The organism is Paenibacillus sp. FSL H8-0259 (genome assembly GCF_037963255.1).
GTDB lineage: Bacteria > Bacillota > Bacilli > Paenibacillales > Paenibacillaceae > Paenibacillus_AQ > Paenibacillus_AQ phytohabitans.
Genome location: NZ_CP150147.1, coordinates 2,155,545 through 2,176,341, shown reverse-complemented (window position 1 = coordinate 2,176,341; position 20,797 = coordinate 2,155,545). Strand labels below are relative to the sequence as shown.

Genomic DNA, 20,797 nt, shown 5'->3' with positions numbered 1-20,797 from the left:
CCACCCCAAACCGCAAAAAAACCGCTTCCCCAGAAGGAAAAGCGGTTAATACTCGCAGCTTACACGCTAAATTTAGACAATCGTTCATTGAGCTTGGACGAGGCATTCTCCAGTTTGGCGGAGAGATTGACCAGATATTCGCTTACGCTCTCCTGCTCGCCGGTGAGGGATGCAACCTCCTCGGAGGCGGCAGAGGATTCTTCCGCAAACGAGCTGACATTGCCAATCGTCTCGGACAGCACTCTCTGCGAGTGGTTCAGTCCGTCAATGGATGTTGACACGGAATCCAGCCGGGTGATCAGATGATTCATTTGCCCCTGTACACTGACGAAGATCTCGCTGGTGCTCTGAACATAGGTCATCTGTTCTCCAAACAACGGTGCCACCTCGGATAATGCGGCTACAGTCTCATGCATGTCATTCATGATTCTGTCGGTAATCTCAGCCACTACTGCAATGGAACGCTTGGACTGTTCAGCCAGCTGACGGATTTCATCGGCGACCACGGTGAAGCCTTTGCCTGCTTCGCCTGCCCGGGCTGCTTCAATAGTAGCATTAAGCGATAAAATATTGGTCTGCTGGGTAATGTTCTGCATGACCTCAAGCACCCGGATGACTGACGAGGTGGTATCCTTGAGTTCATTGACCTTAATGACGAGCTTCCCTGTCCTATCGCCGGTCTCATGCGTTCTGCCCAGCAGCTCCTGCAGCTTGACGACACCTTCCCTGCTGGACGCCTGTACGTTATGTGCGGTCCCGCCAATCTCCTGGGCCGCAGCAATCACCGCATCCATCCGCTCGGAGATCCGGGCGGTCATCTCATTTCCGCGGTCTGCTTCCAGCGCCAGATTTCCTGCACCGCCGGCAATCTGTTCAGTTGCTGCGGCAATATCCTGTGTGGCCACTGCGGTCTCACGGGATGCATTGCCCAGGGCATCTGCGGTCTCCAGTACTTCACGTGCAGTCTCATTGGTGTGCACGACCAGCTCTGTGATCCGTTCCATCATCATATTGAAGGAGCCTGACAGCTGGCCGATTTCATCATGCGAGACTACCTTTGTACGCACACGCAGGTCACCTTCTGCCCCTTGGAACATGAGGTCCCGCAGACGCGACAGCGGCCGTGAGACCATCCTTACCATCCAGAGGCCAATGAGAATAGCGATGACGGCAGCGGCAGCCACTGCTATGTAAGTGGTGTTAAGGATACGGCCCGCATCTTTAATCAGATTCTCGGAAGGGACAACGCCAAGCAGTCTCCAGCCCGAGCTCTGCAGTGTACCATACACGGCAAGAATGGATTTGCCCTTCTCATCCTTGGTCGGCAGGGAGCCTGAGCTCTCGCTGAGTCCCTTGAACAGGGTCCCTCCCAGACGCAAGTAAGTGTCTGTCTCCTGATGCTGGGAAGAGGCAATCATCTCATCTTTGGTAGTCAGCAGCTGGATATAAGAATCCATCCCCAGATCGACTTTGCTGAGGTGGCTGGCCAGCTCCGTAGTCTTGATGTCACAGACCGCTATGTATCCTAAGCTTCCCTCTTCCCCCGCTACGGACTTGGCGAAATGGACCACGCCTTCTGCTTCCCCTTGCTTCAGGGCCTCGGTAATCCACAAGCCCTGCGGCTTATCCTGCAGCTGCTTGTACCACGAAGCTTCGCGGACACCCGCCAGGAATTCATTGTCCACAGCCCCCGCTGACGCGGCAGGCAGCGCTTCATTAAGAGGAATCAGATAAACCGCTTGCACATTAGTAACTGCAGAGAGCCAATGGTTCAATTGGCCGCTGATCACAGCGGCCTGTTCCGTCCCCCCGCCTGCAGCAGCAGTACTTTCTTCCGAGACTGCCTGCCGGATATCCTTATTGTAGAACAGCTGGCCCAGATTATCTTCAAAGCGCAGCAGAGTTACATCAAGCTTCTCTGCCGTTTGCTCGACTGTCTGCTGATTAGCGGACAGTGCATTGTTCTCGATTGTTTGTTTGGCAACAGAGTAGGATGTATAGCCCAAAGACAGGACGATTCCCATCGTCGCAACGAAAAACACGAGAAAGAGCCGCACCCCCAGCGACTTGGAGGGATGCAGCCGAGTAAGAATACTTTTACCGCGAACTGTTGACTTGCTCAAAAAATCACCGCCGGATCTGCTGTATTCTTGTAGGGAATGATTCCGCACAAGGCCAGTATTAATAATATACCATCAGATCTTGTAACGCTGTGATTTTGTTGTATGAGATGAGTACCATAGAATGCGGACCAACGGTGTCAGGTGAAAAAGGCCTTTGCCGCCTTATCCGATCTAGATTTCGCCTAGATTTTCCCTAAATCCGCATCATCGCCAACCTCTTCATGGGTGTCGATCACGTAGTTGACGATTTCCTGCACTGTCGTATATGCAACACCTACATAAGTATCAGCCGCCCCGTAGTAGATGGCAATGCGGCCCGTTTCGGCATCATTCAAGGTCGCGCACGGGAAGAGCACATTGTTCACGAAGCCTCTCTCCTCATACCATTCTTCCGGTGTAAGCACGAAGTTCCTTGAGCGGTATTTGACTCTTGACGGCTCGTCTTTATCCAGAATAACCGCACCCATGCTATACACCAGCCCGTTGCAGGTTCCAGTTACACCATGGTAGAACATGAGCCAGCCTTCGGAGGTTTCAATCGGGGCGGGACCGCCGCCAATCTTGGTGCTCTGCCACCAGCCCTGTCCGCCTCTGCTCATCACATGACGGTGTTTGCCCCAGTAGACGAAGTCAGGACTCTCACTCAGGAAGACATCGCCAAACGGGGTATGACCGCTGTCGCTTGGACGGGAGAGCATCACGAAGTTGCCGTTAAGTTTCTTAGGGAACAGCACGCCGTTGCGGTTGAACGGCAGGAATGGATTTTCCAGGCTGACGAAGGTCTTGAAGTCCTGCGTTCTGGCTACACCGATGGCGGCGCCGTAGAAATCCGTACACCAGATAATATAGTACGTATCTTCAACCTTAACCAGACGCGGATCGTAGGCATATCTCGGCATGTAGGGGTTGCCTTGTTCATCAATGAACGGAATGGGAGCGTCTTCAATTTTCCAGTCCAGTCCGTCATGGCTATGGCCCATACGCAGATGAGGGCGGGTCGTATTATCCTCTACCCGGAATACGCCGAGGAAGCTTCCTTCATAGGCAATTACCGCACTATTGAAAATACGTGCAACCCCTTTGGCCGGATTGCGTTTGATGACCGGGTTGTCACTGTGTCTCCATACCGGATTCTCATTTCCTTCCGGTCTGTCCTGCCAAGGCATATTCGGAATGTTACTTCCGGTCAGTTGAACTTCTCTCATAGCAATAGTCTCCTTTCAGATTGGCGCAGCCGCGGCTGCAGTTGACTGATGATTCCGTCCACTCCGCAGAATGGACATACATAGAGGCCGGTTTCAGGCTTCCCGCACAATTCCCCCTTGAAAACATTCATAAAAAGCGTTATAACTTAATTGTATTCTTGTTATCGTTAAATAACAATAACATAATAACAAAATACAAAAAAATTATTATTTTTGTTTTATACACTATATTTTTTGTTCATTCTACAGCAAAGCGAGGTTACCACATGTCACTGCTTAGCGAGTATATCGGAGGCGTAACCTGGGGGTTCATGGGCAGACGGGGAACCTGGGCCAATGATGCAGCGGAGTCTTCCATGGAGCTGATGAAAAGGTCTACCGGTGCGAACTGGACCGCCATCGCATTCAGCGCACTTCAAGCTACCCCGCAATCTACAGAGATCCCCTATTGGTCAGAACCCACGGTCAGTGATGAAGAGGTACGCTGGGCCATCCGCCAGGCAAAATCACTTGAACTGAAGGTCTGCCTGAAGCCCATTGTGAATTGTGCAGACGGCACATGGCGGGCTCATATCAACTTCTTCGACAAGGATGTTCCCTGCGAGCCGAAATGGTCAGAGTGGTTCCGTTCCTATACAGCCTTTATCCTTCATTATGCTGTGCTTGCCGAAGAGAGCGGCTGCGAGATGTTCTGTGTCGGCTGTGAGCTGGTCCAGACGGACCGGCGGGCCGCAGAATGGCGTGCCCTGATTGCCGAAGTCCGCAAGGTATACAGCGGTGTAATCACCTACAACTGCGATAAGTATCAGGAGGATAACGTGAGCTGGTGGGATGCGCTTGATGTAATCTCTTCGAGCGGCTATTATCCCGAGCAGGACTGGGAAGTACAGCTTGACCGGATTGAGGCGGTGGTCATGAAACACGGCAAGCCTTTCTTCTTCATGGAAGCGGGATGCCCCAGCCGGACCGGCAGTGCCGCCATCCCGAATGACTGGAGTCTTAAGGGCGGACCGGATCTTGAAGAGCAGAGCCGGTTCTACCTTGCCATGTTCGGCGCCTGCGGGAAGCGGGACTGGGTACAGGGCTTCATGCTGTGGGATTGGCCGGCACAGCTCTATCCGCTGGACGAAGCAACAGGCAACGATGATTACTGCATGTACGGCAAGCCGGCGGCAGGCATTATTGAAGAGTATTACAGTTCCAAGACGAAATCCCCGCCTACCTTATAGCCTTGATTTCAATATCTACCATTACTGTTTAGGAGTGAACAACCATATGACGAAATCGCCACAGATTTGGCGGAATGAAATGGAAGCAGAGCTGAAAGACAATATCCTCAGCTTTTGGATGAAGCATACCCTGGATGATAAGCATGGCGGATTCGTAGGTGAAATAGATAACCAGATGAATATCAATCCGGAGGCCGGAAAAAGCCTGGTGCTGAACGCGCGGATTCTGTGGACCTTTGCGAGCGCTTACCGCATGTATGGCAACGCTGAATACCTGACTATGGCTGAACGGGCCCACGCCTATTTGCTTCAATATTTCACCGACGCCGAATACGGCGGCTATTACTGGATGGTAGATGCGCTGGGCGCCCCTTCCGAACGCAAAAAACAAATTTACGGCCAGGCCTTCGCCATCTACGCCCTGGCTGAGTTCCATCATGCTACCGGACGCCAGGATGCACTCGATCAGGCTGTTGCACTGTTCCGTCTGGTCGAGCAATACGGCTATGATCCGCTTAATAAAGGTTATATCGAAGCCCTCTCTGAGCAGTGGCAGATGACAGAGAATTTGAGTCTCAGCAGCAAGGACATGAATGAGAAGAAATCGATGAACACCCATCTGCATGTGCTGGAAGGCTACACCGGCCTGTACCGTGTGTGGAAATCCGAAGAGCTGCGGACCCGGCTGGCTGAGCTGATTGAGGTCATGCTCCTCCACATCATTGATAAGGAGGGCAAGCATTTCCATCTGTTCCTGGATGAAGAGTGGAATATCAAGTCCGACCATATCTCCTACGGTCATGATATCGAAGGCAGCTGGCTCCTGGTCGAAGCGGCTGAAGTGCTTGGGGATGAGGAGCTGCTGCACCGGGTGCGCAGTGTGGCTTTGTCCATGGCCGAAGCAACATTGGCTGAAGGCATTGACGCTGACGGCGGAATCTGGAATGAGGCGGATTCGAACGGGCTGCTGGATAAGAATAAAGACTGGTGGCCGCAGGCCGAAGCGATCGTCGGCTTCTATAATGCCTACCAGCTATCCGGAGATCCGAGGTTCCGCGATGCTGCTGAGGCAGCCTGGACGTTCACTAACAGCTACATGGTCGATCATACATTAGGCGAGTGGTTCTGGGCCGTTGATGAATCCCTGCAGCCGCTGGCGCATGCATCCAAGGTCAGTGCCTGGAAATGCCCTTATCATAACAGCAGAGCCTGCTTTGAAATGATCGGAAGACTGACAACAACCTCAAAGGAGACTAAATAATGAGCACATTATTCACAGAACGCAAGGCGCAGTTAACAGAACGATATGAATCACTGATTGGCCGCAAAAATGAGAAGGTTCCCTTTGGCAACGGTACCTATGACCGTTATCAATACCCGCTGCTCACAGCGGAACATGCGCCGCTGATCTGGCGTTATGACTTTAACCCGGCAACCAATCCTTATTTCGCTGAACGGATCGGCGTGAACGGCATCTTCAACCCGGGAGCCATTGAGCTGGACGGCAAGTTCTACATTGTGGCCCGTGTCGAGGGGAATGACCGCAAATCCTTCTTCGCTGTAGCCGAGAGCGACAGCGGTGTAGACGGCTTCCGCTTCTGGGATCATCCGGTTGTCCTGCCGGAAACTGAAGAACCGGATATCAACGTCTACGATATGCGTCTGGTGAAACATGCCGACGGCTGGATCTACGGCCTGTTCTGCACCGAGCGCAAAGATCCCGCTGCCCCGCACGGCGATCTGTCCAGTGCAGTTGCCCAGTGCGGAATCACCCGCACTAAGGACCTGAAGACCTGGGAACGTCTGGCTGACCTCAAGACCGGCTCTGCCCAGCAGCGTAATGTAGTGCTGCATCCTGAATTCGTAGACGGCAAATATGCCTTCTACACCCGCCCGCAGGATGGGTTCATTGATGCAGGCTCCGGCGGCGGCATCGGCTGGGGACTGTCCGATACCATTGAGAATGCTGTAATTACCAGCGAATCCATTATGGATCAGCGTTATTATCATACGATCAAGGAAGTGAAAAACGGCCAGGGCCCGGCGCCGGTCAAAACCCCTCAAGGCTGGCTGCACATCGCCCACGGTGTCCGCAACACTGCTGCGGGACTACGTTATGTACTGTACGCATTCCTGTCCGATCTGGATGAGCCGAACAGGGTAACCCATACTCCCGGCGGACATTTCATCGCTCCGGACGGTGAAGAACGCGTCGGCGATGTATCCAACGTTGTATTCTGCAACGGCATAATCGCCCGGGACAACGGGGACATCTATATCTACTACGCTTCCTCCGACACCCGGATTCATGTGGCTACCACTACGGTAGATCAAATGCTTGATTATGTGCTGAATACTCCTGAAGATCCGCTCCGCTCTTATGCCTGTGTCCAGCAGCGCATTGCCCTGATTGACCGGAATCTCCAGCTGTAATTACAGCTGTAATATCCGTCTGAGGGCAGATTGCACGAAGCGCTTATACCAGTAAAAAGGCAGTACCTGCAGAATGCTCTGCCGGTACTGCCTTTTATTCGTTTGAGCCGCTGGCTATAAGGTATTCAATAATTCGGTGACGTATTTAACGACCGTCTCCGGTCTGTGAATGGGAATGGAATGCCGGGGATCTTCTTCGGTAATATGCTGTACATTTGGGGTCAGCCTGGCTAAGCGCTGCTGGCCCTGCTTCCATTCTTCATCCGGACTGCCTGCGCTAAGCACCGTAATGGGCAGCTTGCTGCTTAGCGGCTCTGCCGCCTTCAGCTGCAGGGCACTCTCTTCCGCGCAGAGCAGTTCTGCATATGCGGCCCGGTAAGCACTCTTGCGGTATCCCAGACTTGAGGCGTTTTTTTGGATAGCTGCCGGGAGTCTCCGCCCTCCTACAGGCCTTCTAAGCAAGCGGGGAATCCCCGCAGGCGCCAACAGATAACCCAGCTTATATTGCCGTCTGTTCGCCTCCCGCTGCTGTTTCCGGCGGTTGCTCATTTCATCCGTAAGATAACGGCTCTCATGTACAGCATCAACCAGCAGCAGCCCCTCCACTTCATCCGGATATTCCCCCGCAAAACATCTCACAATCATGCCTCCATAGGAATGTCCCACCAGAATATAGGGAGGCTTGCAGTCCATTGCCTTCAGCAGTTCCCTGAGCTCCCGGACGTATTTCCTGCAGGTTGCACTTTCCGGCTGGCTGCCGCTCCCGCTCCAGCCCAGGCCTGCCCGGTCATACGAGACTACCTTGGCATACAGCGACAGCTCCGGCTGCACCATTGACCAGTCCAGGGATGATCCGCCCATACCCGCTTCCAGAATTACGGTGTGTTCTCCCTTTCCCATAACATGGGCATGAAGGCAGGCATCCTGCACAGGAATCATTTCTCCAGGAGGCTTGTAGGTTAGAGCATCACGCTTCGTAAGGACATATTGAACGATGGACAGCGGTGAACAGATTATTGAAATGAACCGGTGCAGAGCCTGCTCGTTCTGCGGAATCGCGGCCATGTGTAACGTCACACCCTTCTCTTAACTGATGTCCAAATTATATAGGCGTGTGCTCAGGCCAAAAAGAGAAACTATAACCGGGACATTTCCTATTTTACCTTCGATTATCCTGCACGAAATACAATATAACTCCAACTATGCTCTTGGTCCAGCCACCGAATCCCGGTGGACAATGTCGGCAGCAATCAGGATCTTCTCCAGCGGTGCGGCAGGGTTATGGATACGGTTCAGCAGCTTCTCTACAGCCGCCCGGCCCATTGCCTCTTTCGGAACATGAACAGTAGTGAGCGGGGGAACCCCCCGTGTGGCGTCCTCAATATTGTCAAAGCCGGTTACCGAAACTTCACCCGGGATGACAAAGCCTTCTGCTTTGAGCACATCACTAATGGTGAGCGCAATGAAATCATTGGCACACACTAGTGCGGTTGGCAGACTTTTGGTTTTCTTGCGTCTCTGCAGCCATTGCTTAAAGCTCTCATCAAAAGTTCCATCATCCATTCCCTCCAGCTGCAGCATTTCATCATCGCCGGCAGGCGTCTTCATTCCATTCTCTTCCAGGGCGCTGCGGAAGCCGATCCAGCGGTCACGGAAGCTGCGGGAATAGCGGATATTCCCGATAAAATGCAGCTCTGTATGCCCCGTGCCCATCAGGTGATTGCTGAGCCGGGTCATGGAATCCGTATTATTGGCGAATACGGTATCGCTTGGAATAAGCGGATCTTCATGGTCAATCAGCACCATCGGCAGGCCGATGCGGTGCACCTCCAGCAGCAGTGAGGTCGAGATCTGGCCCACGCCAATCAGCCCGAGCAGTCCGTTAGGGTTGAGAATATTGACGAAGTTATCCGTCCGGTGCTCAGAGACTATGACCATACCCAGACCTTCCTGGTCCAGCGCCAGTGCAATGCCGTCTACAATCTTCCCCCAATACAGGGAATCCTGGGTTTGCGAACGGATATTAGGCATCAGCACCAGCACAGACTGTTTGTTCCGGTCACTGTCCGCAGACTGCGGAGGACGTTTGATGCTTTGAACATAGGCATTCTTTTGAGTGAAATAGCCTAATTGCGAAGCCGCCTGAATGACCCGCTCCCGGGTAGTTTCGTTGACGCCGCCTTTGCCGGACAGGGATTTGGACACGACAAACTTGGAAACGCCGAGATGGTCGGCGATTTTTTGCATAGTGACTTTCTTAGCCATATATAAGACCTCCAGATACTATTCACGGTTTCGCATAACGAGCTTTATTCAGTGTTGCTAACTTTTTCGGAAATCATAACATTTAGCTAACAAAATAATTATACGGGGTCGCGAACCGATGCACAAGCATAAAGAAACCGCTCCTTCCCGGATGGAAAGAAGCGGCGGAATGCAGTAATTTATATGCCCGGATATATGCCCGGAACGATTTAATTTGTTATTGTACGTTGCCGCCTGACTATATCTTAAACAGTGACAGCTTGCTCTCCAGCTGTGTCGATGCACTCTGCAGCTTACCGGACAGCGATACGAGCTGATCACTAACATTCTGCTGCTCATTGCTGAGGGAAGCAACTTCTTCAGAAGTAGCAGAAGACTGCTGTGCAACCGCACTTACATTGCTCATGGCATCGGACAATACGCCTTGGGAATGATTCAGGCTGTCGATGGCACCGGTGACCGATTCCAGGCTGGTAATGAAGTCTTCCATTTGTCCCTTCACCGATACGAAGATATCACTGGTACTCTTGACTGAACTCATCTGTTCCTTGAACAGCGGGGCCACTTCTGACAATACGGCTACTGTCTCATCCATTTCAGCCATAATCTTGTCTGTAATGCCGGCAACCAGGGCGATAGACTGCTTGGATTGGTCAGCGAGCTGCCGGACTTCACCAGCAACCACCATGAAGCCTCTGCCTGCTTCACCCGCTCTTGCCGCTTCAATCGTTGCATTTAGAGACAGGATATTCGTCTGCTGGGTAATATTCTTCATGACATCCAGTACCTTAATCACCGAATATACCGTGTCCTTCAGGTTGTTGACCCGGTCCACCAGTGCGCTGGTCATCTCACCGGTGCGGCCAGTCTGTTCCAGCAGCTCTTCGAGCTGGCTGGCACCGTGTCCGCTGGCTTCCCCTACTCCGCGGGCGGCCTGGTCCATCTCGGCATTAGCAGCAATAACACTCTGCATCTGCGTAGCAATCAGATCCGTCAGCTCATTGCCGCGTTCCGCTTCCTGCGCCAGGCTTCCGGCACCGCCGGCAATCTCTTCCGTAGCAGCAGCAATCTCCTTGGCAGAAATCGCCGTCTTGCGGGAAGCGTCGCCCAGATCATTGGCTGTTTCAAGCACCTCGCGCGCAGTTTCCGTTGTCTGGGCAACCAGCTCGGTGATCCGTCCCATCATCAGATTGAAGGAGGCGGACAGATCTCCAATCTCATCCTTCGAGACATACTCTGTACGGACGCTAAGGTCACCCTGAGCCCCCTGAACCATAAGATCCTTCAGACGTGCCAACGGCTTGGCAATCATCTGTACCATCCAGAAGCCGACCAGAATGGCAAGCAGAGCTGCAGCTCCAGCCGCTATGAATGTTGTGAACAGAATCGGAGTGGCAGCCTTAACCAGCTGGCCGGTAGGAACAACTCCTGCAAGCTTCCAGTCCGCCTTCTCCATCGGGTTGTAGACAGCCAGGACATCTTTGCCATTCGCATCCTTAGCTTCCTGACTCTCGCTGTTCTTCTTGCTCTCCATAATAAAGTTAAGCTCTGAGACTCTGCCGTCCTCTGCCGGTACGGAAGAAGCAACTACCATTCCTTCCGGTGATACCAGCTGAATCCGCGAACCGTCCCCAAGCTTCACGCTCTCGAAGGCTTCTTCAAGCAGAGTGCTCTTAAGCTCAAGCAAAACAACATAACCTGCATTGGAGCCCAGGTTCTTGAGCGATCTGACCATTGCGATATTCTTGCCGCCATCGCCTTCAACGGAAGTCGGGAACCAGTAGTTCTGTGCGGACTTCGCTTCCGAGGTATAGTATGGCTCATATGAGGTTGAATTTTTGACAGCAGTCTTGTACCATTCCTGATCTCTTAAGCCGTCCACGGTAAGACCGGAGCTCCCGCTCGATATGATCGTCATCGCAGGATCCTCTGGAATCAGTGAGATCGCTACGATATTGGAATCTGTTGTAGTCTGGCTCGAGAGCTTCTTGCTGATGGCATCTGTAGCCACAAATTTATCATAACTGCTCGCAGCAGCGGCAAGCTCAGTCAGATTCGATTGCATTTGCGTATCGAAATACAGCTGGAGTGCCAAATTTTCATACTGCTTCAAGGTAATATCAAGCTTCTCGGAAGTCTGGATAATCGTCTGCCGGTTGGCTTCGGAAACATTATCCTTAATGGTATTCTTGGCTTTGTTGTAAGACAGAATCCCCAGGAACAGTACAACAATCACAATAGAAGATAAGAATATCAGGAAAAGCTTAACACCAACTGATTTCAGCGGGTTAACTCTCTTAACCTGGCGTACTGAACCATTCAGTACGTTCTTTAAAGTTAGTTTTTGAACTGCCGCTTTACTTGTTGACTGGGTATCACCTGCTTGGCCTGTCTCAGCCTTTTGTATAACCTTAGGCTTTTTACTGTTCTTTCCCACTTTAATCCTTCTCTCTTTCGGTTTGTCTCTGTCGCTCTCCGGATTTGGAGCCCCCATTACAATCACCTGCCAATTAGATTAGAAGACGTATGTAAGCGTTACCTGTGATATATATCGGCACAAAGGCTCATTTTTCTTAGTATTTGATAGAAATTACTTCAGAATTTTTATGTTTTTGTCGAACTGCATAAGTATTTTGGTCTAGAACTAAAATCCCCCTACGGGTTAATCGAACCGGAGCGTATGAAGCTCCCCGGCTGCATGATTTTCCAGCCGGAACCTGGCAGACGCTCCATGGACGTATCGGCTTGTGAGGAGGACTGAGATTCCGTTAATTGCTCTGAATCAGCTCATTTGAAGCTTAGAAGAACAAGATAAAGAATTCTCAGTCCGCTTCATCCAGATTAGGCAGGCTTTCAGCAAAATAACGGCATCTCAGTCCGGGTTCAGGAAGAGGAAGCATTCTACTCCCGGGAGAGCAGCCGGAAAAGTTCATTCCACATTCATCCTTATTCAGAACCAGCCTGCTTTCCGGCGGATTCCAAGGAATATACGCAAAAAGGGACGCCCTTCCAGAAGAAGGGCATCCCTTTAAATCATTCCTATGACTTTATTTTCTTTTACGCATCATGTCAAAGTAAGCTACCGGCTGGTCGACCTTCATTCGCACCCGCTGTAGCGGATGACGGGCAACGTCCAGCGGATTCCCCGCCTCGTCCCACAGCTCGCCGACAGTCTGCTTGAAGAAGGTGTCATCCGGTCCGAAGAATTCCACTTCCTGGCCCGGCTTGAAGTTATTGCGCTGCTGGACAAGTGCCATGCCGCTCTCCGCATCATATTCCAGCACCAGGCCGGCGAAATCATAAGGTGCCGCTTTTTCCTCCGGCTCATAAATATGATCCTCATGATCCGGCGTATCGTAGAAGAAGCCTGTATTGAGCGGTCGGTTAGCCGCCTTCTGCAGCTCCTCCAGCCATTCCGGCTTCAGCACATAACCTTCCGGGTCCGCCATATAGGCATCAATCGCTTTGCGGTAGGCATTGACCACCGTTGCCACGTAATGGATCGACTTCATCCGGCCTTCGATCTTAAAGCTGTCAATCCCGGCTTCGATCAGCTCAGGAATACTCTCCAGCATGCACAAATCCTTCGAACCCATCGAGAACGGATTATCCTCCGGCTGATGCAGCGGCAGTTGGGTTACGCCAGGCTGCAATGCCTGAGGCGCCACTGCCTGGTCCTCTTCCGATACCCAGGTTCCTTCCGGACGGCCATCTTCGAACAGGTCGTATTTCCAGCGGCAGGACTGGCAGCAGCCCCCGCGGTTGGAATCGCGGTCTGTAAAGTGATTGGACAATACACAACGTCCGGAATACGAGGAGCACATTGCACCGTGGATGAAGCTCTCGATCTCGATGTCCACATGCTGCTTGATCTCGGCAATCTCCTCCAGGCTGGTCTCCCGGCCAAGCACGACCCGCGGCAGTCCTTCCTGCTTCCAGAAAGATACTGCCTGCCAGTTGAGCGTGGACTGCTGGGTGCTGAGGTGTACCTCAAGACCCGGTACCAGGCGAAGCGCGGTATCCACAATCACCGGATCCGCTACAATAATGGCAGCAATGCCGGCTTCATATAAGTTACGCAGGTATTCTTCAATTCCGGCGATGTCTTCATTGTGAGCATAGATATTCGTCGCTACGAATACTTTGGCGCCATATTTCTTGGCAAATTCAACGCCCTCGCGCATTTCCTCAAAAGTGAAATTATCCGCTCCCGAGCGCAGGCCGTATTTCTGTCCTCCAATATATACTGCATCCGCACCATAATGCACGGCGAATTTCAATTTTTCTAAGTTTCCTGCCGGAGCCAGGAGCTCCGGTTTGTCCAGACGGTAACGTTTGCCCTTGAATTGGGGCTTGGTCATAGTTCCCATTCCTGTTCTCCCTCCTAATTGTCTCAGCTGCTGCAAGATTGAACGGCCGGCATTTGGTGTGAGGGCGCAACTGCGGGGAATGTTTGGACTTCCGGTCGCTGTTGTCTGCAGATTTCTTCATTTATACCGCTTAGCGGTTGAAATCCGCAGACAAAGGCGAACGCTGGCGCTCCTCCAGTTCAAACTTCCCCTCCGCTGCTTACACCATAATGTAGCCTAGACAATCCATTGCAAAAGCTGAGACAATGCTTTTTATATATTTTAATATACCTGTTCTTTGTAGAAGAAGCCGAACGACAGTTCACGCTCAGGGTCCTGCAGCGCCCGGATGTCATCCATCCAGGCCTCATCGTAAGCATATTCAGCCGGATCAGCGGAATACAAGTCAATGGCATGGCGGTAAGCCTTAACCACAGCTACATTATAAGCCACCGGCTTCAGCAGCCCTTCAATCTTCAGGCTGTGCACACCAGCCTTCAGCAGGAAATGCAGATCCTCAAGAATACAAATATCGTCCGAGCTCATAATATGCGTTCCATTCTCATCCTCATATATCGGGAACTTCTCATTCGGCCGTTCCGCTTCGATCAGGAAAAGCCCGCGCTCCTTGCCAAGACTGCCGCCATCACCCGGCCGCCCCTGATGAGACATATAGCTGGCTACCAGCTTACGCTTGGAATGATAAATATTCGTCATGCCATGCACCTGGACCTGAGCCTCGACTTGCAGATGAGGTACCATTTCGGTCATTTCATCCATATTCAGCTCACGTGCCAAGACAACCCGCGAAGCTCCCTTACTGCCCCAATAGTTGGCTGTGGCGTAATTGGTGGAGGTCATTTCCGCATTCCAGTGCAGCTTCAGCCCTGGCGCTTCAGCCTTCACAGTTGCCAGGACAGCAGGGTCTCCAAATTCGACCCCGTCTACACCCAATTCGCCGATTGCTTTGATGTAAGCCGGCAGCTCTTCCAGCATTTTATTGGAGATCAGCCCGTTTATGCTTACGTACACCTTACCGCCTGCATCATGTGCAAGCTTTACAGCTGCTGCAGTATCTTCCAGCGAGAAATGCCCGGCGAGCCGCATGCCGAAACGGTCATCTCCGATCAGCAGCGCAGTTGCGCCTGCCGCAAGCAAAGCTGCCGCTTCTTCCAGCGAGGCTGCTGTCGCCAGCAGCTCCGGTTTGTTATTCATTGTGTTACCTCCTGTGCCTATCGCATCAATACTATTGTAGCTCTTTTCCTACTGATTTTGTTTGCTTTTTTCGATATTGGCTAAATGTTCCTTGTAGGTCTTGGCGAATAAATGCGCCTGGGAACCATCCTTCTTGGTGACATAGAAGAAATACTCCGATACCTCCGGAGTCATTGCGGCTTCAATAGAAGCAAGCCCCGGGCTGCTGATCGGTCCAGGCGGCAATCCTTCCTGCTTGTACGTATTATAAGGGCTGTCCACCTTCAGGTCCTTCTCGTAGAGCCGCTCCTTCTGCTTGTCCAGCAAATACTGGACCGTAGCATCAATCTCCAGCTTCTGCCCCTTGTCCAGTCTGTTATAAATAATACCGGCGACCAGCGGACGTTCCTCGTTCACTACCACCTCACGTTCTACGAGCGAAGCAACCGTCATCAGCTCATGCAATGTAAGTCCACGGTTCGCCAGCTTCGCCTTCCACTCAGGGATCGTGTCAAGCTTCTTCACCAGCTGCTCCAGCATGGCTTCAATGACCTCCTGCGGAGTACTGTCCTTGGCCAGCTCATAGGTTTCCGGGAACAGATACCCTTCAAGACGGTGCCGCAGCTCCTTATTCTCCGGGATTCCTAAAGTCCCTACTGCCTCAAGGCCCGCACCTGAGTCAATCAACTGCAGGAAAACCTCTGCCTTCTGGTTCCACGCTTCAGCCAGCTTATCTGCAACCTGAGTCGCCGTATACCCTTCGGGTATCGTGAATACAACGGTATCTTCCTTCACGACATCCCCTGCATTCATCCGGCTGATCAAGGTATCATAAGTGTCGCCCGGACTCACGTTATAGGTTCCTGCCTTGAAGCTGGAGCCTTCCTGGACCCACTTTAAATACCCTTTAAAAAATAATCCTTTCTTGATAATTCCCTTCTCTTCGAGCAGGTCGGCAATTTGCGAGCTTCCCATACCCTTCTCTATCGTAACCGTCACGGCCGGCCCTGCGGGCTCCACCGGCTGCATTCCATTCCAGATATACCATGCTCCTCCCCCTGCAGCAGCTGCCAGGACAAGGATTATAATAAGCACAGTGCGGATCACGGCTTTCAAATGTTACGCCTCACTTTCCGACTATAAAGTATAAAATTGTATTGTCTTAAATTCAACACTTTTTTTATTTCCTGCATTCCAAGCAAAAAGAGCGCGGAAAAAAATCCGCCCTCTTCCGTGCTAATGCTATGACTTTATTCGGTATCTTCAGCCGGGAAGGTAAGCTCATCGTACAGCTCGGAAACATCCTCCCACTCTTCATCGTCCATAATGCTCTCCAGCTCAGGAAGCCCGTCAGGGGAAACCACGATCCGCAGAATTTCCTGCTCCGCAGCTCTTCCTGAACCGGCCAAAACAGCATAAGCACGGTCACCGACAGCAAATTCAGCAATAATATCGTAAACGGAAGACTTGCCCTGCTCATCTTCCAGTTCTACTGTTTCTCCGTATACTTCTTTAAGCTTCGAAGTCCATACCGCTTGATCAGCGGAAAAATCAGTCATTCTCCGCTCCTCCATCCAGCTCGTCTACCAAAGTATTGAAGGTTTCTTCTACAATAGCCCATTCCTCGTCATTCTCAATCATGAACAGCTGCAAGTCGTCGCCGTCTTCTTCGTAACGGAACGCATAGACTTCATCAGTCTCTTCATCCTCAGAATCCAGTGGAACCACCATCATATACTTCGCGTCCGATCCGTCGACTTCAAACTTCATGATGACCTCAAATTCCTCTTCATTACCTTCCTCATCAGGAATATAGATAATTTCCGGTTCTTCTTCTTGGCCGATCTGCTCGTTTGTCATATCCGCACACCCCTCACCTTTTACTGTTAGCATCCAAAAAATTTTGCAATATCAGGGCTGCGGCCATTTTGTCCACAATCCCCTTGCGTTTCTTCCGACTGACGTCCCCTTCAATCAGCACCCGCTCAGCAGATACCGTCGTCAGACGCTCATCCCAAAGGTGTACGGGTAAATCAAGTTGCTCCCGCAGCTGGTCTGCGAATTCGATGCAAATTTCACCACGGGGTCCTACTGAGCCGTTCATATTCTTCGGCAGCCCAACGACAATCTCACCGATTTCGTACTCCTTGACCAGTTCACGGATACGGTCGAATTCGTTGCCGTTTCCGCGCCGCTCAATAGTCTCCAAAGCCTGCGCTGTCCACCCGAAAATATCGCTTGTGGCGACACCGATTCTGCGGTCGCCGTAATCCAGTCCCAGCTTCTTCATCATTTCGGCTGGTCCACCCGATGATTGGCCAGATAGAACCGGACCAGTTCCTCAATCAGCTCATCACGTTCTTTTCTCCGGACCAAACTTCTCGCATTGTTGTGGCGCGGAATGTAAGCCGGATCTCCGGAAAGTAGATACCCTACGATCTGGTTGATCGGATGATATTCCTTCTCCACCAGCGCGTCGTACACGGCGAGTAAAATTTCCTGGGGAGAAGCTTCCTTTTCGTCGCCCTTCACATTGAATTTGACCGTTTTGTCCATGGAGTCCATTTGTGACACCTTCCTTCTGCAAAATCACCCCTATTCGGGCGGCTTCGCAAAGTTGCTGCTGTACAGCTTACTTGCTGCCTTCATCATAACATATTCATGGCCCAACGAGGAAATCCTGCCACTGTAAAAGCGCTTTTTTTGGTATTTTATCTACAAAAATAGATGTTTTTTTGGGTTTTAAGCTATTGCAAGCCCCGGGTCAATAATGAATAACCCCAAAAATTATACATTTTGTGAATAAAGCAGCGGTACTGATATGTTGCCCTCAGTACCGCTGTATCTTTATCCGGGGAATTTCTCAGCTATTTCAGGCAATCCGTTAAGCCAATGCAGCTACAAGCTCTTCGGCCTTCTTCAGGGCTTCGCCCAGCTTGGAGGCATCCTTGCCGCCAGCCTGTGCCATGTCCGGACGTCCGCCGCCGCCGCCGCCGCAGACCGCAGCGATTTCTTTGACCAGCTTGCCGGCGTGGAAGCCTTTCTTCACCAGGTCCTGCGGCACAGCAACCACAAAGTTCACCTTGTCATCCATTACTGCGCCGAGCACCAGTACGGCATCCGGAAGCTTGGATTTCAGTTCATCGGCAGTCGAGCGCAGAGCATCAATATTGCCGGCTTGCACGGATACTGCCAACAGCTGTGTGCCGCCGCCAACTGTAATTACACTGCTGGTCAGCTCAGCTGCAAAGGTTGCGCTCAGCTTGGACTGCAGCGATTCGTTCTCGCGGCCCAGCTCACGAACCTGGGCATGCAGGGCTTCGATCCGCTTAGGCACATCGCCCAGCGAGGACTTCAGCAGTGCTGCCGATTGCTTCAGCAGATCCAGCTGGCTCTCCGTGAACTGGTAGGCGTAGCGGCCAGTCACCGCTTCAATCCGGCGCACACCGGAACCGATGCCGCTCTCGCTGAGCAGCTTGAAGATTCCGATCTGCGATGTATTGGCTACGTGGCATCCGCCGCACAGCTCCAGGCTGTAGTCGCCGACCTGCACGACACGGACGATATTGCCGTATTTCTCACCGAAGAGCGCCATCGCTCCCATAGCTTTGGCTTCATCAATCGGCTTATTCTCAATGACAACATCGAGGCCGCGCCAGATCTGGGCGTTCACGCGTTGTTCGATATCGCTGAGCTCCTCCGGAGTGATGGCTCCGAAATGCGAGAAGTCAAAGCGCAGGCGTGAACCTTCTACTAAAGAACCTGCCTGGTTGACATGGCCGCCAAGCACTTCCTTCAGCGCTTTGTGCAGCAGGTGGGTTGCCGTATGGTTCTTCACGATATCCTCACGCTCGGCACGGTTCACTTCCGCACGGACCGTATCTCCAACCTTCAGGTCTCCGGCTTCGACAGTAACCAGATGCACATGCTGGCCATGCGGAGCTTTGAAGAGTCCGGTAACCTTGGCAGTCACAGAGCCGCCGGTCAAAAGTCCGGTGTCGCTGACCTGGCCGCCGCTTTCCGCATAGAACGGAGTCTTTTCAAGGATAACCTGGCACTGGGCGCCTTCACTGACGACATCAGCAAGTGCGCCGTCAACTACAATCGCCAGCACTTTTGACTCGGTTACCGTGTCATTATATCCAACAAATTCACTTTTAACCGTCAGCTCGGCAAGTGCTCCGCCCTGAATCTTCATGCTGGCGCTGTCCTGGCGGGCTGCTCTGGCGCGGTCACGCTGCTCCTGCATCGCAGCATCGAAGCCTTCACGGTCTACCGTAAGCCCCTGCTCGGAAGCGAAGTCCTCTGTCAGGTCAAACGGGAATCCGTAAGTGTCATAGAGCTTGAACGCATCAGCGCCGGCAATGGTACTCAGTCCGTCCCCTTTGGCTTTGGCGCTGATCTCGCCCAGGATAGCCAGACCGTCGGACAGTGTCTCGTGGAAGCGTTCCTCTTCCAACCGGATGATTTTGGCAATATATTCACGGTTCTCCACTACGGAAGGATAATACACTCCCATGATGTCGCCCACTGTCTCTGTCAGCTCATGCAGGAACGGGCGGTCCAGTCCCAGAGTCTTGCCGTAGCGCACGGCACGGCGGAGCAGACGGCGGATAATGTAGCCGCGTCCTTCATTAGAAGGAAGCACTCCGTCACCTACTGCAAAAGTAACGGTACGCACATGGTCGGCAATGACTTTGAGCGCGATATCCTGTTCAACATTATCCTTGTAGGTTACACCGGCAAGTCCGGCAGTCTTCTGGATAATCGGCTGGAACAGGTCAGTGTCGAAGTTGGAGTCCACATCCTGCAGAATGGAAGCGAAGCGTTCCAGACCTGCGCCGGTATCAATATTCTTGTTAGGAAGCGGTGTGTAGCTGCCGTCCTTGTTATGGTTGAACTGCGAGAACACGAGGTTCCACACTTCCAGCCAGCGTTCATTCTCGCCGCCCGGATACATCTCAGGATCACTCATATCACTGCCGTAAGCCTCGCCGCGGTCATAGAAGATCTCCGAGCAAGGGCCGCAAGGTCCTTCACCGATGTCCCAGAAGTTCTCGTCGCCCAGCTTGATGATGCGTTCTGCAGGCAGACCGACTTTTTCATTCCACAGCTTGAACGCTTCTTCGTCCTCTGCATACACGGTAACGGAAATCCGGTCGCCGTCAAAGCCGATCCATTCCTTGCCGGTCAGGAATTCCCAAGCCCAGGTAATCGCTTCTTCCTTGAAGTAATCGCCGATGGAGAAGTTACCCAGCATCTCGAAGAACGTGTGGTGACGGCGCGTCTTGCCTACGTTCTCAATATCATTGGTACGGATACATTTCTGTGAGTTGGTCAGGCGGGGATTCTCAGGAATCTCCCGGCCGTCGAAGTAGGCCTTCAGCGGCGCCATACCTGCGTTAATCCACAGCAGCGATGGGTCATTGTGCGGCACGAGCGAGGCGCTCGGCTCAATGCGGTGACCTTTACTCTCAAAAAACTGCAGCCATTTGGAACGGATTTCACTTGCTTTCATCATGTACAGCTCCCGTCTCATCATTTAATGCGGCACTTTGGCCGGAAATCTCATTGTTGCCCCAAAAGTTACCCGAAAAATCAAAAACAAAAAACGCCCCTGAATTAGATTCAGGGACGATGATTATCGCGGTACCACCCTGGTTATCGCCTTGTTCCGTGAGAAAGCGGACTATTGCAGACGATCGCCTTGTGCGGCTGTTAACGGGTGCCCCCCGGCGGGATTGTCCCCGCACTCCGAAACTAGCTTTCTGCCGGCCTGTCTTCAAGGTTCTCACAGCCAATTGCGGGGAATCCGCAAAGGAACCTGTTCTCTGATGGAGCCATTCTCCGGCGTACTTGTTTTCATCAACGTTTTGTCCGATTTGCATTTTAACATTTTCAGTATAGCCAGCGGCTTTGGTTCTGTCAATCTTCATCAAGAGATTTACAGCTCTTCCATGTCCGAATATAATCAAATTATTATTTAGCAATTCATTCCA

General features: G+C 52.1%; 17 protein-coding genes. 3 read left to right on the top strand and 14 right to left on the bottom strand.

Annotation, left to right across the window (positions count from 1 at the left end; translation table 11 throughout):
* Positions 1–59 precede the first annotated feature (59 nt).
* Both NSU01_RS09235 and NSU01_RS09230 read right to left on the bottom strand, forming a co-directional pair.
* Positions 60–2,123 carry a methyl-accepting chemotaxis protein gene (locus tag NSU01_RS09235; protein WP_144025965.1) on the bottom strand — a complete coding sequence of 688 codons (2,064 nt, stop codon included), beginning with the start codon at positions 2,121–2,123 and terminating at the stop codon, positions 60–62.
* Positions 2,124–2,305: 182 nt separating this feature from the next.
* Entirely contained in the window at positions 2,306–3,328 is a 1,023-nt protein-coding gene (locus NSU01_RS09230) for a glycoside hydrolase family 130 protein (protein ID WP_042134986.1), read from the bottom strand.
* A 266-nt stretch (positions 3,329–3,594) separates the two neighbouring features.
* Between NSU01_RS09230 and NSU01_RS09225 the strand changes: the two genes are divergently transcribed.
* Genes NSU01_RS09225 through NSU01_RS09215 form a run of 3 tightly spaced genes read left to right on the top strand, consistent with a single transcriptional unit; the run spans position 3,595 to position 6,990 of the window.
* The gene (locus NSU01_RS09225) at positions 3,595–4,557 is read left to right on the top strand and encodes a 1,4-beta-xylanase (RefSeq protein ID WP_076242602.1); all 963 of its coding nucleotides are present in this window, start codon (positions 3,595–3,597) and stop codon (positions 4,555–4,557) included.
* A 46-nt stretch (positions 4,558–4,603) separates the two neighbouring features.
* Positions 4,604–5,818, top strand: a complete 1,215-nt coding sequence (locus tag NSU01_RS09220; RefSeq protein WP_076242601.1) for an AGE family epimerase/isomerase — start codon at positions 4,604–4,606, stop codon at positions 5,816–5,818.
* Positions 5,818–6,990: a glycosidase gene (locus NSU01_RS09215; protein WP_076242600.1), complete on the top strand. Its 1,173-nt coding sequence runs from the start codon at positions 5,818–5,820 to the stop codon at positions 6,988–6,990. The genes NSU01_RS09220 and NSU01_RS09215 overlap by 1 nt, the downstream gene beginning before the upstream one ends.
* Before the next feature lie 114 nt (positions 6,991–7,104).
* Here NSU01_RS09215 and NSU01_RS09210 read toward each other — a convergent pair whose 3' ends face one another.
* From NSU01_RS09210 to NSU01_RS09155, 12 genes are all read right to left on the bottom strand, one after another.
* Complete coding sequence (locus NSU01_RS09210) at positions 7,105–8,067, bottom strand: alpha/beta hydrolase (protein ID WP_231575314.1); 963 nt, start codon at positions 8,065–8,067, stop codon at positions 7,105–7,107.
* Between the two features lie 123 nt (positions 8,068–8,190).
* Positions 8,191–9,255 (bottom strand): LacI family DNA-binding transcriptional regulator, encoded by a 1,065-nt coding sequence (locus NSU01_RS09205; protein ID WP_076242599.1) that lies wholly within the window; start codon positions 9,253–9,255, stop codon positions 8,191–8,193.
* A gap of 238 nt (positions 9,256–9,493) precedes the next feature.
* Positions 9,494–11,692: a methyl-accepting chemotaxis protein gene (locus tag NSU01_RS09200; protein WP_336101555.1), complete on the bottom strand. Its 2,199-nt coding sequence runs from the start codon at positions 11,690–11,692 to the stop codon at positions 9,494–9,496.
* A 610-nt stretch (positions 11,693–12,302) separates the two neighbouring features.
* Complete coding sequence (locus tag NSU01_RS09195; RefSeq protein WP_042134976.1) at positions 12,303–13,625, bottom strand: U32 family peptidase; 1,323 nt, start codon at positions 13,623–13,625, stop codon at positions 12,303–12,305.
* A 261-nt stretch (positions 13,626–13,886) separates the two neighbouring features.
* On the bottom strand, positions 13,887–14,819 hold the full coding sequence (locus NSU01_RS09190; RefSeq protein WP_076242597.1) for a peptidase U32 family protein: 933 nt from the start codon (positions 14,817–14,819) through the stop codon (positions 13,887–13,889).
* A gap of 48 nt (positions 14,820–14,867) precedes the next feature.
* Complete coding sequence (gene mltG / locus NSU01_RS09185; protein WP_081969892.1) at positions 14,868–15,914, bottom strand: endolytic transglycosylase MltG; 1,047 nt, start codon at positions 15,912–15,914, stop codon at positions 14,868–14,870.
* Positions 15,915–16,048: 134 nt separating this feature from the next.
* Positions 16,049–16,357 (bottom strand): DUF1292 domain-containing protein, encoded by a 309-nt coding sequence (locus tag NSU01_RS09180; protein WP_039295631.1) that lies wholly within the window; start codon positions 16,355–16,357, stop codon positions 16,049–16,051.
* Complete coding sequence (locus NSU01_RS09175; protein ID WP_036696606.1) at positions 16,350–16,658, bottom strand: DUF1292 domain-containing protein; 309 nt, start codon at positions 16,656–16,658, stop codon at positions 16,350–16,352. Before NSU01_RS09175 ends, NSU01_RS09180 begins: the two co-directional genes overlap by 8 nt.
* Before the next feature lie 13 nt (positions 16,659–16,671).
* Entirely contained in the window at positions 16,672–17,088 is a 417-nt protein-coding gene (gene ruvX, locus NSU01_RS09170; protein WP_042140895.1) for a Holliday junction resolvase RuvX, read from the bottom strand.
* Positions 17,088–17,363 (bottom strand): IreB family regulatory phosphoprotein, encoded by a 276-nt coding sequence (locus NSU01_RS09165; RefSeq protein ID WP_036696603.1) that lies wholly within the window; start codon positions 17,361–17,363, stop codon positions 17,088–17,090. The genes ruvX and NSU01_RS09165 overlap by 1 nt, the downstream gene beginning before the upstream one ends.
* Before the next feature lie 319 nt (positions 17,364–17,682).
* Positions 17,683–20,316 (bottom strand): alanine--tRNA ligase, encoded by a 2,634-nt coding sequence (alaS, locus tag NSU01_RS09160; RefSeq protein WP_076242596.1) that lies wholly within the window; start codon positions 20,314–20,316, stop codon positions 17,683–17,685.
* Positions 20,303–20,737 (bottom strand): hypothetical protein, encoded by a 435-nt coding sequence (locus NSU01_RS09155; protein ID WP_042134969.1) that lies wholly within the window; start codon positions 20,735–20,737, stop codon positions 20,303–20,305. Before NSU01_RS09155 ends, alaS begins: the two co-directional genes overlap by 14 nt.
* Between the last annotated feature and the right edge of the window lie 60 nt (positions 20,738–20,797).